Below are 15202 nucleotides of genomic sequence, written 5' to 3'. Positions count from 1 at the left end.
AACTACAGGGAGGAACCTGTGGAGGGCGAAACACATGGAGGGGGAAACATATGGCCGAACAGATGGCTGAAGAGACTGACGTCATCGTTGTCGGCGCAGGACTGTCGGGCCTGGTGGCCGCAACCGAGATCGCGGACGCCGGCAAGCGCGTAATCGTGGTCGACCAGGAGGGCGAGCAGTCGCTCGGCGGCCAGGCGTTCTGGTCGTTCGGCGGATTGTTCCTGGTCGATTCGCCGGAGCAGCGCCGGCTCGGCATCAAGGACTCCTTCGACCTCGCGATGCAGGACTGGCTCGGCACCGCCGGCTTCGACCGCGACGAGGATTTCTGGCCGCGGCAATGGGCCGAAGCCTATGTGGCGTTCGCGGCCGGCGAGAAGCGTGCATGGCTGCGAGCGATGGGCCATCGCATTTTCCCCGTGGTCGGATGGGCCGAGCGCGGTGGTTATGACGCGATGGGCCACGGCAATTCGGTGCCGCGCTTTCATGTCACCTGGGGCACCGGGCCCGGCATCGTCGAGCCGTTCGAGCGCCGGGCGCGCGAGGCGGTCAGAAGCGGCCGGCTGAGCTTTCGGTTCCGCCATCGCGTCGATGCGCTCTCGATCACCAACGGTACGGTGGATGGCGTCGGCGGCGCCATTCTCGCCCCCGACAATGTCGAGCGCGGCAAGAGTTCGTCGCGCAATGTTGTCGGCGAGTTTGCGTTGAAGGCCCAAGCCGTGATCGTGGCGTCCGGCGGCATCGGCGGCAATCACGAGCTGGTGCGGCAGAACTGGCCGAAGCGACTCGGCGCGCCGCCGAAATTCATGATCTCCGGCGTGCCCGAGCATGTCGACGGCCGCATGATCGGCATCACCGAGAAGGCAGGCGCGCGGCTGATCAACCGCGACCGCATGTGGCATTATGTCGAAGGCATCCAGAACTGGTCACCGATCTGGCCGCGCCACGGCATCCGCATCCTGCCCGGCCCCTCCTCGATGTGGTTCGACGCCACCGGCACGCGCCTGCCGGCGCCGTTGTTTCCCGGCTCCGACACGCTCGGCCAGCTCCAATACATCATGTCCACCGGCTACGATTATTCCTGGTTCATCCTGACCCAGAGCATCATCAAGAAGGAGTTTGCGCTGTCGGGCTCGGAGCAGAATCCCGACCTCACCGGCAAGAGCTGGCGCATGACCATCAAGCGCGCCACCAACAAGGGCGCGCCGGCGCCGGTGGAAGCGTTCAAAAGCCATGGTGTCGACTTCATCGTGCGCGACAAGATCGAGGATCTCGTTGCGGCCATGAACAAGCTGGCCGGCAGCGACCTCCTCAAGCTCGAGCACATCAGGATGCAGATCGAGGCGCGCGACCGAGAGATCGCCAACCCTTACGTCAAGGATGCGCAGGTGATGAACATTCACAATGCGCGGCGCTATATCGGCGACAGACTGATCCGCACCGCCTCCCCTCACCGCATCCTCGATCCCGCGCAAGGGCCGCTGATCGCGGTCAAGCTCAACATCCTCACCCGCAAGACGCTCGGCGGTTTCGAGACCGACCTCTCTTCGCGCGTGTTCGGCGAGGAGGGCAGCGTCATCCCCGGCCTCTATGCAGCCGGCGAAGCCGCCGGCTTCGGCGGCGGCGGCGTGCACGGCTATCGTTCGCTGGAAGGCACGTTCCTCGGCGGCTGCCTGTTCTCGGGCCGCAATGCGGGCCGGGCCGCGGCGAAGGCCGTGGGCTAGATGATGCGGCCGCGGCTGCGCATCGGGGCGTTTGTTGCGGCATTAGCCGCTGCCTCGGCTGCGTCCGCGGATACGATCGATATTGACGGTGTGAAGCGGTCCTACACTGTGCAACTGCCGTCGAAGCGGCTCGTGCCGCTCGTCGTCGTGCTGCACGGCAAGACGCAGCGCGGAGCCGACATGATGACGCGGACGGCGTGGCCGCAGGTCGCAAAGCGCGAAGGGTTTGCGGTGGTCTTTCCTGATGGCCTCAACCACGCATGGGCCGATGCGAGGACCAAGGCGGGACCGGCGCTCCGTGGCCCGCCCGCAGGCACCGACGACGTCGCCTTCATCGCAAAGCTCGTCGAGAAGCTGGTGGCGAACGGCACCGCCGATCCTCGCCGCGTCTATGTCACCGGCATCTCCAATGGCGGCGCCATGGCAATGACGCTGGTCTGCGCCCGCGCCGATCTGTTTGCTGCCGGCGCGAGCGTGAGCATGAACCTCACTGATGAGACCGCTGTCACGTGCCATCCGTCGCGGCCGTTGCCGATGCTGCTGATGAACGGCACCGCCGATCCGCTGGTCCCCTACGAAGGCGGCCGCGGATCGAGCTATTATGCCGCAGACAGTTTTTGGTCCACCGACGAGACGCTTGCGTTCTGGCGCAAGCTCAACGGCTGCGAGACCGATAATGCCGACATGACCGATTTGCCCGACAGGGCGCCAGCAGACCAGTCCACGGTGACGCGGATCTCCTCGCGCTGTCCTGAAGGGCACGACGTCGTGCTTTATCGCATCAATCAAGGCGGTCATCGCATGCCCGGATTTTTTCCGGATGCCCGCTTCCCGAAGGTCGCCGCCAGCTTGCTCGGGTCGCAGAACGGCGACATCGACGCAGCCGAAACGATCTGGACGTTCTTCGGCCAGTTTCCCTGAAGTGCAACTCAGGCATCGCCGACGACGCATGCGTGCCTGGCAACGCATGCGTGCCCGGCAACGCATGCGTGCCAGGGGTGGCACAGGGCAAGCCGCTGCGCTAGACAGGGCCGCCATTCAAAGGAGACCCCCAATGAGCATTCAGCGTCTTGAAACCGGCCCGCGCATGAGCCAGGTCGTCGTGCACGGTAACACAGTCTATCTCGCCGGTGTCGTCGCCAACAACGCCGCCGGCGAAAGCGTGACGAAGCAGACCCAGGACATTCTGGCGACTATCGACAGCCATCTCGCCAAGGCCGGCACCGACAAGTCCAAACTTCTTTCGGCCACGATCTACATCACCGACATGAAGACGTTTGGCGAGATGAACGCGGTGTGGGACGCCTGGGTCTCGCCCGGCAACACGCCGGCACGCGCCACCGTCGAAGCCAAGCTCGCGGCGGCACAATACACCGTCGAAATCATGGTCACGGCGGCCAAGTAAGTTCGCGACAAACATTTGCGCGCGCTTGTCGGCGCATGATCCGATCGGGAAACCGCTTCACACTTTCCCGCATCATGCGCATGACCTCCGAGGTAATCGATCAGCGCGCGCAAACCTTCGATAATCATGTCAGCCGAACGACACGGCGCCATCGAAGGAGACGACAATGACCGATCCCATCACCATCGCTCGCCGCTACATCGATCTCTGGAACGAACGTGCAGCTGACCGCCGGCGCGAACTGCTGAGCCAGAACTGGACGGCGGATGCGAGCTATGTCGATCCCCTGATGAAGGGCGACGGCCATGACGGCGTCGATGCGCTGATCGCAGGCGTGCAGCAGCGCTTCCCTGATTTCAAATTCAAGCTGATCGGCGAGCCCAACGGCTACGGCGACCATGTCCGCTTCAGTTGGGGCCTTGGTCCTGACGGCATCGACAGCCCGATCAAGGGGACGGATTTCGCCGTGCTGAAGGACGGCCGTATCAGGAGCATCACGGGATTTCTGGACCAGGTGCCCGCCGGCACGTGAGCGCGCGCTGCTCGTTGCTGCGCCCTCTCCCCCGGTAAGGGAGAGGGCACACTTTCGTTCGTCGCACAGGCGCTAGTTATTCGCGCTCGCGGAATCGTCCATCGCCTTGAAGGCTTCCTCCAGCTGCAGCGAGATCGGCACGTTCAGCCGTTCGCCGGTCGGAAGCCGTGCGGTGAACCATTTGTTGTAGAGCGGGACGAGGTCGTGGTTGGAGCCGAGCTTGCGGAAAGTGCGATCGACCACCGCCGCCAGTTGCGGTTCGCCCTTGCGGAACATGATGCCGTAGGGGTCGTAGGACAGGTAATCGCCGGTGACGCGGAACTTGTCCTGCGCCTTGTGACGCACGATCAGGCTGGACAGCAGGATGTCGTCGGTCGCGAACGCATCGGCCTTGCCGTCGACGAGCATCTGGTATGACTGTTCGTGATCGGCACCGACAACGATGTTCAGTCCCAACGATGACTTCTTGTCGGCCGCCTGGATCGCCTGCTCGTTGGTGGTGCCCTTCGTCACCACGACGGTCTTGCCCTTCAGATCAGTCAGTGACTGGACGCTGGACGCCTTCGGCACCATCAGCTTGGTGCCGGCGACGAACATCAGCGGCGAGAAGGCGACGCGCTTGCCGCGCTCGGCATTGGCCGTGGTCGAGCCGCATTCCAGGTCGATCTTGTTCTGGAGCACGGCGTCGATGCGGTCATCGGAGGTGACCTTGACGTAGGCGATCTTCAGATTGGGATCGTCGACCTCGACGCCGATCTCCTCGACAATAGCCTCGCAAAGCTCGAGGCTGTAGCCGATCGGCCGGTTGGCCTGGTCGAGGAAGGAGAACGGCGGCGAGCTCTCGCGATAGCCGAGGCGCACGGTGTGCGCGGTCTTGATCGCCGACAGCGTCGGGCTAAGCCCTTCGCTGCCACCGGTCTGGGCGGAGGCACCCGTGGCCAGCAGGCACGCTGCCAGCAACAGGCCGCCCGATATCGCCATTGAAAGGCGCATGATGCACTCCGATCAATGGCCGGCCATCGCAGGCACTTCGCCGGGGATCATGTCCCCCGGCACGGCATCGCCAGGTTCAAGCTCGTGCTCGGGCCCGAGCTCGCCTTCCCACTTGGCCACGACCGAGGTCGCGAGCGTGTTGCCGATCACGTTGGTGGCGCTGCGGCCCATGTCGAGGAAGGTGTCGATGCCCATGATCATCAACAGCCCCGCCTCGGGGATGCCGAACTGCGAGAGCGTCGAGGCGATCACCACGAGGGAGGCGCGCGGCACGCCGGCCACGCCCTTCGAGGTGATCATCAGCGTTGCCAGCATCGCGAGCTGGGTGCCGAGCGGCATGTCGATGTGATAGCTCTGCGCGATGAAGACGCTCGCGAAGGTGCAGTACATCATCGTGCCGTCGAGATTGAAGGAATAGCCGAGCGGCAGCACGAAGCTCGATATCCGCGACGAGGCGCCGAACTTGTTCAACCCCTCCAGAGTTTTCGGATACGCCGCTTCCGAGCTCGCGGTGGAGAACGCGATCATCAGCGGCTCGCGGATCAGCTTCAGCAGATGGGCGTAGCGCGGCCCGATCACGATGAAGCCCACGACCACGAGGATGCCCCACAGGAGCGCGAGCGAGAGATAGAAGCCACCCATGAAGACGATGAGCTTCCAGAGCACCAGCAGGCCGTTCTTGGCCACCGTCGCGGTGATCGCGGCCCAGACCGCGAACGGCGCGAACAGCATCACATAGCCCGTCACCTTGAGCATGATGTGGCCGATGTCGTCGATCAGCGCCAGGATCGGCTTGGAGCGCTCGGGCATCGAGCCCATCGCCACCGAGAAGAACACGGCGAAGATCACGATCTGCAGGATCTCGTTCTGCGCCATCGCATCCGCGATCGAGGTCGGGATCAGATGGGTCAGGAATTTTTCGATCGAGAAGGCGGAAACCGGCAGGCCGGTCGACTGCGCCTTGTCAGGCAGCGTACCCGGGAAATTCGCGCCGGGCTGGAGCAGATTGACCATCACGAGGCCGAGCATCAGCGAGACGAAAGAGGCGCTGACGAACCAGCCCATGGTCTTGGCGAAGATGCGGCCGAGCTTGGAGCCCGAGCCCATATGAGCAATGCCGCCGACCAGGGTCGCAAATACCAGCGGCGCGATGATCATCTTGATCAGGCGCAGGAAAATCACGGCGATCAGGTTGATGGACGAGGCCCAGTCGCCCCGCGTGTCGGGCAGGAAATTGTAGATCGCCGCGCCCATGATGATGCCGAGCACCATCGCCACCAGAATGAATTGCGTAAACCTGTTCGACATTGAACACCCCCGCTACACCGACCGCTTCATGATGTCGCAGATATGACGACTGCGCAACACGCTTGGCGTGCGATCGTCGGGCGGATGTTCCCGTTGCGAAACTGGCGCCCGCGATCTAGCCTTCATGCAGCGCACAACGAAAGCGGCTTGCACGTTTTTCTTGCGGCCGCTGCATCAATAATCGTCAAACGACCGAGGGGAAACATCATGAGCGGCAGCATCAATCGTCAGATTCTTTTGGTGGAAAAGCCCAGCGGCAAGCTCGGTCCCGAGCACTTCAAGCTGGTCGAAGGTGCGGTGCCCGAGCCGAAGGACGGCGAGGCCTTGCTGCGCGTGCGTTACATCTCGCTCGACGCCGCCAACCGCGCCTGGATGCACGGCGCGACCTATCGTTCAGCGGTGGAGGCCAACAGCGTGATGGCCGGCGGCGCCATCGCCGAGGTCATCAGCTCGAAGGCTCCGGAGCTTGCGCCGGGCGACATCGTGTTCGGCGACACCGGCTGGCAGGAGTTGGCGACAGTGCCCGCCAAGCATCTCACCAAGATGCCGAAGCTCGAGCCGATGACGCATCTGCTCAGCGTGTTCGGCATTGCCGGCCTCACCGCCTATTTCGGCCTGCTGGAGATCGGCAAGCCCAGAGAGGGCGAGACGGTCGTGGTCTCCGCGGCCGCGGGCTCGGTCGGCTCGATCGTCGGGCAAATCGCGAAGATCAAGGGATGCCGGGTCATCGGCATCGCCGGCGGCGCCGACAAGTGCAGCTGGCTGACCTCCGAACTCGGCTTCGATGCCGCCGTCGACTACAAGGACGGCGCGGTGTTCAAGGCGTTGCGCGCGGCGGCTCCGAAGGGCATCGATGTCTATTTCGACAATGTCGGCGGCGACATTCTCGAAGCCTGCCTGCCGCAGATGAACAATTACGGCCGCATCGCCTGCTGCGGTGCGATCTCGCAATATGACGGCGCGCCCTCGGCACACGGCCCGCGCGGTGTGCCCGGCCTGATCGTGGTGAAGCGGCTCGTCATGCAAGGCTTCATCGTGATGGACTACATGAAAGAGAGTCAGCGAGCGCTCGCCGACCTCCAGGCCTGGGTCACATCCGGCAAGCTGAAGGTGCAGGAGGACATCATCGACGGCCTCGAGAACACGCCGAAGGCGCTGATCGGATTGCTGGCGGGCGAGAACCGCGGCAAGCGGATGATCAAGCTCTGACGACGTAGTTACGTCGCAATTGCAAAGCCAATATCTACTTGCGGTAGAGGTCGCGGCGGCCAATGATGTCGCGCGCGGCATCACCCGCGACGATTGTTTGCATCACATTTGAAAAATTGTCGGCGTTGCCGACAGGGCAGGAATTACTCGGATGTTCAACACGTTGAAACATGCGTCGGCATGCGGGGCGTTGCTGGCGGCGGCTCTCTTCGCAACTGCAGCAGGCGCATTCGCACAAGCGCCGACCGAGGCGCAGAAGAGCGCGATCCGCTCCGCATGCCGCTCGGATTTCATGGCGCACTGCGCGAGCGTCACGCCCGGCGGCGTGGAAGCCTATCAATGCCTGCAGAAGAACATGTCCAGCCTGTCCTCGGGATGCCAAACCGCGGTCCGCGCCGTCGAGCCTGCTGCGGCGCCGAAGACCGAGGCTGCCCCCAAAGAGGCTGCACCCAAAGAGGCTCCACCCAAGGCGGAGGCCGCGCCTGCCGCGCCGAAGGCTGAAACCGCCCCCGCCGCAAAGCCGGCATCTGGAGCAGCGCCGAAGGCCGCGGCAGCCAAACAGCCGAGCAGCGCGCAGGTCGCTGCCGTCAAGAGCGCGTGCCGCGCCGATTATCCCAAGGTGTGCGCCAGCGTGCCGCCAGGCGGCGCGCCTGCGCTCGAATGCCTCGAGAAGAACAAGGCAAAGGTTTCGCCGGCCTGCGAGAAGGCCGTGAGCGCCGCGGCCGGCGGCGGTGGCACGGCAGCAACGGCGGCACCTCCGGGCGCGGCTCCCGCGGCGGCGGCAGCACCGGCAGCCGCGCCCGCCGTGATCGCGTTGCGCCCGCTGCGGCCGCGCGAAGAGCTGTTCATCGTCCGCTCCGCCTGCGGTGCCGACATCCGCACGCTGTGCGCCGGCGTAGCGCCTGGCGGCGGCCGCATCGTGCAGTGCATCGCCAGCAACGCCGCGTCGCTGTCACCTGCCTGCAAGGACGTGCTGGCGCCGTTCGCGGCACGCTAGAGAAGCGTGCCATCCGGCGGTCCGCTGCACCACCGTGCTCGTGGGCGGCGTACGGGTGAAGCGCTGCGTCTGACGGGGCGGATGGCCAAGCCGCCACGGTTTGGCTATGCTTCGCAAGGTCACTGCTTCGGACACGCGCCAAACGCGCGTTCGGACGTGAGCTGTGGTGTGCCGCGCGGCTTGCCGATAATTCCGCTGGCGCGGGTGGCCGGAGCACATTAGTCTACCCCTAGATAGTAAGTATACTGTCAATTAGGGAGGCAGACGTTGCGGATCGCCGTGATTGGCGGGGGGCCCGGTGGGCTCTACTTCGCCTATCTCTGGAAGAAGCGCCACCCCGAGGATCAAGTCGACCTGTTCGAACAGAACCCGGCCGACGCGACCTGGGGCTTTGGCGTGGTGTTTTCTGATCAGGCCCTGGAATTCCTGCGCGCCGACGACCCCGAGACGGTCGACGCGATCGCGCCGCACATGGAGAGCTGGGAAAACATTACGCTGAACCTGAGCGGCGACAGCGTGGCCATCGACGGCGTCGGCTTCTCCTCGATCGGCCGGCTCGAGCTCTTGCGATTCCTGCAGCAGCGCGCGATTGATGCCGGCGTCACCCCGCGCTTTGACACGCCGATTCATGCGATCGATCAGCTCAACGGGCACGATCTGATCGTCGCTGCCGACGGGCTGAACTCGCTGGTGCGCCGCGCCTTCGAGGGCGATTTCGGCACCTCGCTGTCCTACTCCTCCAACAAGTTCGTCTGGTACGGCACCTCGAAGCGCTTCGACACGCTGTCGCAGACCTTTGTGAAGACCGACCGCGGCGCCTTCAACGCCCACCACTACCGCTACTCGCCGACCATGAGCACGTTCCTGGTCGAATGCGATCATGCGACGTGGCAGGCCTACGGTTTCGCCTACAAAGACGTGGAGCAGTCCAAAGGTGTCTGCGAGGAGGTGTTCGCCGACACGCTCGGCGGCCGCTCGCTGGTCTCCAACAAATCGGTCTGGCGCAACTTCCCCTGGGTCTGGAACGAGCACTGGTCGTTCAAGAACATGGTGCTGCTCGGTGACGCCCTGCACTCGGCGCATTTTTCGATCGGCTCGGGCACGCGGCTCGCGATCGAGGACGCCATTGCACTGGTCAAGGCGCTGGAATCGGACGCCCATCTCTCGACCGCCCTGCATCGCTACCAGGCCGCGCGAAAGCCGGTGGTGCAGAAGCTCGTCAATGCCGCGCGGACCAGCGCTTTCTGGTACGAGCACTTTGCTCAGCACATGCAGCAGGGCCTGATGGACTTTGCCTATAGCTACATCACCCGCTCCGGCCGCATCGACGACTCCCGCCTGCGCGCGATGTCGCCGGGCTTCATGGCGCGCTACGAAGCCGCCAAGAACGGTGGGGACGAGGCATGAGCCGGCAGATTCACGACCAGGTGCCCGCCGACTGCGCGGGCGCGCGCGAGATCGGCTTTTCCGTTCCGCAGGTCTACAATGCCAGCCGCGTGCTGTTCGACAATGTCGGCAAAGGCCACGGTGACAAGCTCGCGCTCATCGGCCCCGCGAGCACGCGCACCTACGCGGAGCTCTGCGCGGAAGCCGGGCGCTGGGGCAACGGCTTTGCCTCGCTTGGCCTCAAGCGCGGCGATCGCGTGCTGTTGTTCCTCGATGACACTCCGGCCTACCCGGCCGCGTTCTTCGGCGCGGTGCGCGCCGGCTTCGTGCCATTGCTGATCAACACGCTGACACCGCCGGATCTGCTGCAATTCTATCTCGCCGATTCCGGCGCGACTGTTGCGGTGGCGGACGCCGAGTTCTGTGCACGTTTCAACGCCGAGGCCTGCAAGGACACGGCCCTGCATACCCTGGTCGTCGTCAATGGCCCGGCGAGCGATCACGCCGCGCCGAACGCCGTTTCCGCCGCCGGCTGGCTCCCCCAGTTTCCGACTGAGCTCGCGGAAGCCGACACGCATCGCAACGAGATGGCGTTCTGGATGTATTCGTCCGGATCGACCGGCCGCCCCAAGGGCATCGTGCATCTCCAGCACGACATGGCCTATAGCGAAGTCGCCTTTGCGCAGAACGTCTTGAAGCTGACGCCGGATGACATCTGCTTCTCGGTGCCAAAAATCTTCTTCGCCTATGGCTTCGGCAACGCGATCACCTTCCCGTTCTCGGCGGGCGCGACGACACTGCTGTTGCCCGGCCAGCCGAAGCCCGTGGCAATCTTTTCGGCGATCGAGCAGTACAGGCCGACGGTCTTCTTCGGCCTGCCGACGCTTTATACATCGCTGACCAAGGCCGAGGGTGCGAACAAGACCGACTTCTCCTCACTGCGCATGGCGCTCTCGGCCGCCGAGGTGCTCTCGGCCGACGTCTTCAACGGCTGGAAGACGCTCACCGGTCTCGAGATCGTGGAAGGCCTCGGCTCGACCGAGGTGCTGCACATCTATCTCTCCAACCGCCCCGAGCGGAAGAAGCTCGGCGCCGCCGGCCTGCGCGTGCCCGGCTACGAGGTCGCGCTGCGCGACAAGGACGGCCGCGATGTCGCCGACGACGAGGAAGGCATCTTGTGGGTGCGCGGCGATTCCAACACGCCGCTGTACTGGAACCGGCCGGACAAATCCGCCGAGACCATCCGCGAAGGCGGCTGGATCTACACCGGCGACCGCTTCGTCCGCGATGGCGATGGCTTTCACTTCTTCCGCGGCCGCGCCGACGATCTCATCAAGATCTCCGGCCAATGGGTCTACCCGCTCGAGGTTGAGCTTTGCCTCGCCGACCACCCGGACATCCGCGAATGCGCGGTGTTCGCCGCCGAGCTGCCGGACCGGCGCATGACGCTTAAGGCAGTGGTGGTGATGAACACCCGCGCGGCGGATCAAAGCGAAACGACCCGGCGGCTGCAGGATTACGTGAAGGGCAAACTGCTTCCTTACAAATATCCGCGCGAGGTGATCTTCATCGACGAGCTGCCGAAGACCGGCACGGGGAAGATCGACCGGCAGGCGTTGCTGAGGATGTGAGCCACCGCTGCCATCGCCCGCGAAGGCGGGCGATGACAACCAGGATTAAGGTGCCTTCCCCAGATGCTCCATCGCGTCCTCCGCCCGGAGCGGCACCCGCGACGCCTCGTTGTTGAGATCGACGAGCTGCGCCAGGAGCCCCATAAGCGCCTTGCGGTCCGCTGGCTTGAGCGGCTCGAGCATCCGCGCCTGGGCGCGTTCGACGGCGGGAATGATGTCGCGCAGGATCGCCGCGCCTGATTTGGTCAAATAGAGCAGCTTGATCCGCTTGTCTTCCGGCGCCGGCCTGCGCTCGACGAAATCCTTGGCCTGAAGCCGCTCGATCACGCTGCCGAGCGTGGAGCGATCGAAGGCGATCACCGCGGACAGCCGCGTCGCGTCGATGCCGGGGTGGGTGTGGATCGCGATCAGCGCCGCGTATTGCACCGGCGTGAGGTCGAACGCCTTGCACTCCTCCATGAAGATCGAGACCGCGATCTGCTGCATGCGCCGGAACAGATAGCCCGGCGCCGCATAGACCGCGTCTATCGTGATTGGAGGGGCAGGCTTACTCGGCATCGGGCTGCTTCTCCGGCGCGGCGTTGACGAACGCCGGCAGGGCCTTGGCCGCAGCTTCCGCTTCAAGCAGGCGCGGATAGGCGGAGACGTCGACGCCGAAGCGGCGCGCATTGGCGAGCTGCGGCACAAGACAGAGATCGGCGAGCGTCGGCACATCCCCGAAGCAGAACGGGCCCGGCTCGTTTCTGATCAGCGTCTCGCACGCCGCGAGCCCCTCGCGGTTGACCCAGGCCGCCCAGTCCTGAACCTTCTCCTCGGCAAGGCCGAGCTCGCGCAGCCGCGCCAGCACCTTCAAGTTCTGCACGGGGTGAGTGTCGCAGGCGATCGCCAGCGCGAACGCCCTCACCTTGGCGCGCTGCAACGCATCCCTCGGCAACAGGGGCGGGTTGGGATGGGTCTCGTCGAGCCATTCGATGATGGCGACCGATTGGGTCAGCACTGCGCCCGCATCGTTCTCCAGCGCCGGCACCAGGCCTTGCGGATTGATGGCGAGATAGGCTGGCGCACATTGCTCGCCCTTGCGAAGATGATGCGGCAGGTGCTCGGCACCGCGGCCTTTGAGGTTCAGCGCGATGCGTACCCGGTAGGCGGCGCTGGAGCGGAAATAGCCGTGCAGCTTCATCGGAACCCTCCCGTTTCGTTCTTGTTCGCACGTTGACGCTACCCAGATCGTAAGTATACTGTCAATCAACAAAGCGACGGGAGCCGCACCATGGAAGCCGTGACCAAGACGCCGGAACGCGAGGCGTTCTACAAGAAGATCGACGGCGAGAATCTCACCGCGCTCTGGACGGTCATGAGCGATTTGATCACGCCGGAGCCGAAGAGCGCCTGCCGGCCGCATCTGTGGAAGTTCGACATCATCCGCGACTACATGACCGAAGCCGGCAAGCTGATCACGGCGAAAGAGGCCGAGCGGCGCGTGCTGGTTCTGGAAAACCCCGGCCTGCGCGGACAGTCGAAAATCACCACGTCGCTCTATGCCGGCGTGCAGATGGTGGTGCCCGGCGACGTCGCGCCCGCGCACCGGCACAGCCAATCGGCACTGCGCTTCGTGCTCGAAGGCAAGGGCGCCCACACCGCCGTGGACGGCGAGCGCACCGCGATGGAGCCCGGCGACTTCATCATCACGCCGTCGATGACCTGGCACGATCATTCCAACGAGACCGACCAGCCGATGTTCTGGCTCGACGGTCTCGACATTCCGCTGGTGCAGTTCTTCGACTGCTCTTTCGCGGAAGGCTCCAACGAGGATCAGCAGAAGATTACAAGGCCGGCCGGCGACAGCTTTGCACGCTACGGCCACAATCTGCTGCCGGTCGACGTGAAGCGGAGCTCGAAGACTTCCCCGATCTTCAGCTATCCCTATGCCTACACGCGCGAGGCACTGGAGAAGGCTCGCGCGAGCCAGGAGTGGGATGCCTGTCACGGGCTGAAGCTGAAATTCAGCAACCCCGAGACCGGCGACTTCGCGATGCCGACCATCGGCACGTTCATCCAGCTGCTGCCGAAGGGCTTCAAGACCGCGCGCTATCGCGCGACGGACGCGACGGTGTTCTGTCCGATCGAGGGCCACGGCCGTACCCGCATCGGGGATGCGACGTTCGAATGGGGCCCGCGCGATTTGTTCGTGGTGCCGAGCTGGCAATGGGTCACGCACGAGGCTGATATGGATGCGGTGCTGTTCAGCTTCTCGGATCGCCCCGTGCAGCAGAAGCTGGATTTGTTCCGGGAGGATCGCGGGAATGCGTGAGGTACGCTGCTGGTAGCATCGTCATTGCGAGCGCAGCGAAGCAATCCAGAATCTTTCCGCGGCGACAGTCTGGATTGCTTCGCTGCGCTCGCAATGACGGAGTAAACCTCACCGCCAGTGCAACAGCCGCGTCTCCAGCCAGTTGATCACCCTCCCCACCATCAACCCAAACACCGACAAAATCACCACGCCCGCGAGCAGCTGATCCGTCTGCATCAAATTGCCAGCCTGCAGCACGAACGCGCCGATGCCGTACTGCGCGCCGATCATCTCGGCGCTGACGACGAGCAGCAGCGCCACCGACGAGGTGATACGGAAGCCGGCGAGGATCGCGGGCAGCGCGCCCGGCCAGACCACCTTGCGCACGATGGTGGCGAACGGCACGTTGAAGCTCTGCGCCATGCGGATGAGGTTGCGCGGCACCGCGTCGACGCCGCTATAGACCGAGATCGCGGTCGAGAAGAACACCCCGAGCGCAATGGTCGCGATCTTCGGCTCTTCACCGATGCCGAGCCAGAGGATCAACAGCGGCAGCAGCGCGATCTTCGGGATCGGGAACAGCGCCGAGATGAAGGTGATGCCGACGCTGCGCGCCAGACGCGACAGGCCGATGGCAAAGCCAACGGCGACACCGGCTGCCGTGCCGAGCAGCCAGCCGACACCGATGCGCAGGAGCGACGCGGAAAGGTGCTGCCACAGCGCACCCGAGATCGCGAGCTGGTAGATCGCCCGCGCGATCGCCGATGGCGGTGGCAGGAATAGCGGATTGACCAGGCCGGTGCTGCCGGCGGCCTGCCAGATCGCAATGACCAGCGCGAGCGCGATCCAGCCGCCGAAACGGCTGCTCGCCGGCACGAAGCCGGCGCCGCGAAAGCGGACGCGCCGGACCGCTTCATCCTTCGTCGATGTTCCCGCCGGAGCGCGATCAAGCATGCTGGACCTCGCGCTCGGCATCGATCGCCTCGTTGCGGATCAGCGACCAGATCTGGTTCTGAAGCGCGAGCAGCTTTTCACGGGCTGCAATGTCACCGCGCTCAGTGCGCGTCATCGGCACGCTCACGACCTCGCGAATACGGCCAGGGCGCCGCGACAGCACCACGATGCGGTCGGCAAGCCTCGCCGCCTCTTCGAGATTATGCGTGACATACACGGCGCCCATGCCGCCATCGGCGAGCAGCCGGACGAAATCCTCCATCAGCAGTTCGCGGGTCTGCGAATCCAACGCCGACAATGGCTCGTCCATCAGGAGAATGGCCGGCCTGACCGCGAGCGCGCGCGAAATGCCGACGCGCTGGCGCATGCCGCCGGAAAGCTGCTTTGGATAGGTTTTGCGAAAATCGGTCAGGCCGGTGCGGCGCAAGGCGTCCTCGACCAGCGCGCGGCGCTGCACGGCCGAGAGCTGGGTGTGCAGCAGCGGGAATTCGACGTTCTCCTCCACATTCGCCCAGGGCAGCAGCGCAAAGTCCTGGAACACGAAGGTGAGCGGATTGAGGCTGTCCGCCGGCGGCGATCCACGCAGCTCGGGCGCGCCGGAGGTCGGCAGCAACAGCCCGCCGAGGATCGACAGCAACGTGCTCTTGCCGCAGCCCGACGGCCCCACGATCGCCACCACCTCGCCCGCGCTGACGGTGAACGAGACGTTGTCGAGCACGGCGAGATCGCCGAAGCGATGGGTGATGTGGTTGGCGATCAGGTCCATGGACTGCGTT

General features: G+C 64.6%; 15 protein-coding genes. 9 read left to right on the top strand and 6 right to left on the bottom strand.

Annotation, left to right across the window (positions count from 1 at the left end; genetic code table 11):
- Nucleotides 1–62 precede the first annotated feature (62 nt).
- From ACIPUD_RS32375 to ACIPUD_RS32360, 4 genes are all read left to right on the top strand, one after another.
- The gene (locus ACIPUD_RS32375) at nucleotides 63–1721 is read left to right on the top strand and encodes an FAD-binding dehydrogenase (protein ID WP_204514025.1); all 1659 of its coding nucleotides are present in this window, start codon (nucleotides 63–65) and stop codon (nucleotides 1719–1721) included.
- Nucleotides 1722–2642 carry an extracellular catalytic domain type 1 short-chain-length polyhydroxyalkanoate depolymerase gene (locus ACIPUD_RS32370; RefSeq protein ID WP_085383583.1) on the top strand — a complete coding sequence of 307 codons (921 nt, stop codon included), beginning with the start codon at nucleotides 1722–1724 and terminating at the stop codon, nucleotides 2640–2642. It abuts the gene before it with no gap.
- Nucleotides 2643–2775: 133 nt separating this feature from the next.
- Nucleotides 2776–3126, top strand: a complete 351-nt coding sequence (locus ACIPUD_RS32365) for a RidA family protein (RefSeq protein ID WP_007599359.1) — start codon at nucleotides 2776–2778, stop codon at nucleotides 3124–3126.
- A 166-nt stretch (nucleotides 3127–3292) separates the two neighbouring features.
- Nucleotides 3293–3658, top strand: coding sequence for a nuclear transport factor 2 family protein (locus ACIPUD_RS32360; RefSeq protein WP_018452997.1), 366 nt, complete (start codon nucleotides 3293–3295; stop codon nucleotides 3656–3658).
- A gap of 72 nt (nucleotides 3659–3730) precedes the next feature.
- Here ACIPUD_RS32360 and ACIPUD_RS32355 read toward each other — a convergent pair whose 3' ends face one another.
- Nucleotides 3731–4651, bottom strand: a complete 921-nt coding sequence (locus tag ACIPUD_RS32355; protein ID WP_247820938.1) for an amino acid ABC transporter substrate-binding protein — start codon at nucleotides 4649–4651, stop codon at nucleotides 3731–3733.
- 12 nt (nucleotides 4652–4663) lie between these two features.
- A complete protein-coding gene (locus ACIPUD_RS32350; RefSeq protein ID WP_027569994.1) occupies nucleotides 4664–5959 on the bottom strand; it encodes a dicarboxylate/amino acid:cation symporter in 1296 nt (431 codons plus the stop codon).
- A 207-nt stretch (nucleotides 5960–6166) separates the two neighbouring features.
- Between ACIPUD_RS32350 and ACIPUD_RS32345 the strand changes: the two genes are divergently transcribed.
- The 4 genes from ACIPUD_RS32345 (at nucleotide 6167) to ACIPUD_RS32330 (ending at nucleotide 11182) form a co-directional block, all read left to right on the top strand.
- Complete coding sequence (locus ACIPUD_RS32345) at nucleotides 6167–7168, top strand: NADP-dependent oxidoreductase (protein WP_085351601.1); 1002 nt, start codon at nucleotides 6167–6169, stop codon at nucleotides 7166–7168.
- A gap of 151 nt (nucleotides 7169–7319) precedes the next feature.
- Entirely contained in the window at nucleotides 7320–8165 is an 846-nt protein-coding gene (locus ACIPUD_RS32340; RefSeq protein WP_446482260.1) for a cysteine rich repeat-containing protein, read from the top strand.
- Between the two features lie 267 nt (nucleotides 8166–8432).
- Complete coding sequence (locus tag ACIPUD_RS32335; protein ID WP_446482259.1) at nucleotides 8433–9572, top strand: FAD-dependent monooxygenase; 1140 nt, start codon at nucleotides 8433–8435, stop codon at nucleotides 9570–9572.
- Complete coding sequence (locus ACIPUD_RS32330; RefSeq protein ID WP_018452991.1) at nucleotides 9569–11182, top strand: benzoate-CoA ligase family protein; 1614 nt, start codon at nucleotides 9569–9571, stop codon at nucleotides 11180–11182. Before ACIPUD_RS32335 ends, ACIPUD_RS32330 begins: the two co-directional genes overlap by 4 nt.
- A 45-nt stretch (nucleotides 11183–11227) precedes the next feature.
- Here the strand turns inward: ACIPUD_RS32330 and ACIPUD_RS32325 are convergent, their stop codons facing one another.
- Nucleotides 11228–11740 carry a MarR family winged helix-turn-helix transcriptional regulator gene (locus tag ACIPUD_RS32325; RefSeq protein WP_018452990.1) on the bottom strand — a complete coding sequence of 171 codons (513 nt, stop codon included), beginning with the start codon at nucleotides 11738–11740 and terminating at the stop codon, nucleotides 11228–11230.
- Nucleotides 11730–12362, bottom strand: a complete 633-nt coding sequence (gene maiA / locus ACIPUD_RS32320; RefSeq protein WP_018452989.1) for a maleylacetoacetate isomerase — start codon at nucleotides 12360–12362, stop codon at nucleotides 11730–11732. Before maiA ends, ACIPUD_RS32325 begins: the two co-directional genes overlap by 11 nt.
- Before the next feature lie 90 nt (nucleotides 12363–12452).
- On the opposite strand from maiA, the gene gtdA reads away from it, so the two are divergent.
- Nucleotides 12453–13493, top strand: coding sequence for a gentisate 1,2-dioxygenase (gene gtdA, locus ACIPUD_RS32315; RefSeq protein WP_018452988.1), 1041 nt, complete (start codon nucleotides 12453–12455; stop codon nucleotides 13491–13493).
- A gap of 108 nt (nucleotides 13494–13601) precedes the next feature.
- On the opposite strand, the gene ACIPUD_RS32310 is transcribed toward gtdA, so the two are convergent.
- Both ACIPUD_RS32310 and ACIPUD_RS32305 read right to left on the bottom strand, forming a co-directional pair.
- Nucleotides 13602–14426 carry an ABC transporter permease gene (locus ACIPUD_RS32310; RefSeq protein ID WP_018452987.1) on the bottom strand — a complete coding sequence of 275 codons (825 nt, stop codon included), beginning with the start codon at nucleotides 14424–14426 and terminating at the stop codon, nucleotides 13602–13604.
- Nucleotides 14419–15192, bottom strand: a complete 774-nt coding sequence (locus ACIPUD_RS32305; protein ID WP_247299209.1) for an ABC transporter ATP-binding protein — start codon at nucleotides 15190–15192, stop codon at nucleotides 14419–14421. Before ACIPUD_RS32305 ends, ACIPUD_RS32310 begins: the two co-directional genes overlap by 8 nt.
- Nucleotides 15193–15202: the final 10 nt, after the last annotated feature.

The organism is Bradyrhizobium sp. CAR08, from assembly GCF_052871955.1.
The sequence above is the reverse complement of the archived record's forward strand: the minus strand, read 5'-3'. Positions and strand labels throughout refer to the sequence as shown.

Excerpts from the sequence above, each read along its gene's own strand:
- ACIPUD_RS32345 (WP_085351601.1), top strand. The coding sequence starts at position 6,167 with ATGAGCGGCAGCATCAATCGTCAGATTCTTTTGGTGGAAAAGCCCAGC.
- ACIPUD_RS32370 (WP_085383583.1), top strand. The coding sequence starts at position 1,722 with ATGATGCGGCCGCGGCTGCGCATCGGGGCGTTTGTTGCGGCATTAGCC.
- ACIPUD_RS32310 (WP_018452987.1), bottom strand. The coding sequence starts at position 14,426 with ATGCTTGATCGCGCTCCGGCGGGAACATCGACGAAGGATGAAGCGGTC.
- ACIPUD_RS32360 (WP_018452997.1), top strand. The coding sequence starts at position 3,293 with ATGACCGATCCCATCACCATCGCTCGCCGCTACATCGATCTCTGGAAC.
- ACIPUD_RS32350 (WP_027569994.1), bottom strand. The coding sequence starts at position 5,959 with ATGTCGAACAGGTTTACGCAATTCATTCTGGTGGCGATGGTGCTCGGC.
- ACIPUD_RS32375 (WP_204514025.1), top strand. The coding sequence starts at position 63 with ATGGCTGAAGAGACTGACGTCATCGTTGTCGGCGCAGGACTGTCGGGC.
- maiA (WP_018452989.1), bottom strand. The coding sequence starts at position 12,362 with ATGAAGCTGCACGGCTATTTCCGCTCCAGCGCCGCCTACCGGGTACGC.
- ACIPUD_RS32325 (WP_018452990.1), bottom strand. The coding sequence starts at position 11,740 with ATGCCGAGTAAGCCTGCCCCTCCAATCACGATAGACGCGGTCTATGCG.
- ACIPUD_RS32365 (WP_007599359.1), top strand. The coding sequence starts at position 2,776 with ATGAGCATTCAGCGTCTTGAAACCGGCCCGCGCATGAGCCAGGTCGTC.
- ACIPUD_RS32305 (WP_247299209.1), bottom strand. The coding sequence starts at position 15,192 with ATGGACCTGATCGCCAACCACATCACCCATCGCTTCGGCGATCTCGCC.
- ACIPUD_RS32340 (WP_446482260.1), top strand. The coding sequence starts at position 7,320 with ATGTTCAACACGTTGAAACATGCGTCGGCATGCGGGGCGTTGCTGGCG.
- gtdA (WP_018452988.1), top strand. The coding sequence starts at position 12,453 with ATGGAAGCCGTGACCAAGACGCCGGAACGCGAGGCGTTCTACAAGAAG.
- ACIPUD_RS32355 (WP_247820938.1), bottom strand. The coding sequence starts at position 4,651 with ATGCGCCTTTCAATGGCGATATCGGGCGGCCTGTTGCTGGCAGCGTGC.
- ACIPUD_RS32330 (WP_018452991.1), top strand. The coding sequence starts at position 9,569 with ATGAGCCGGCAGATTCACGACCAGGTGCCCGCCGACTGCGCGGGCGCG.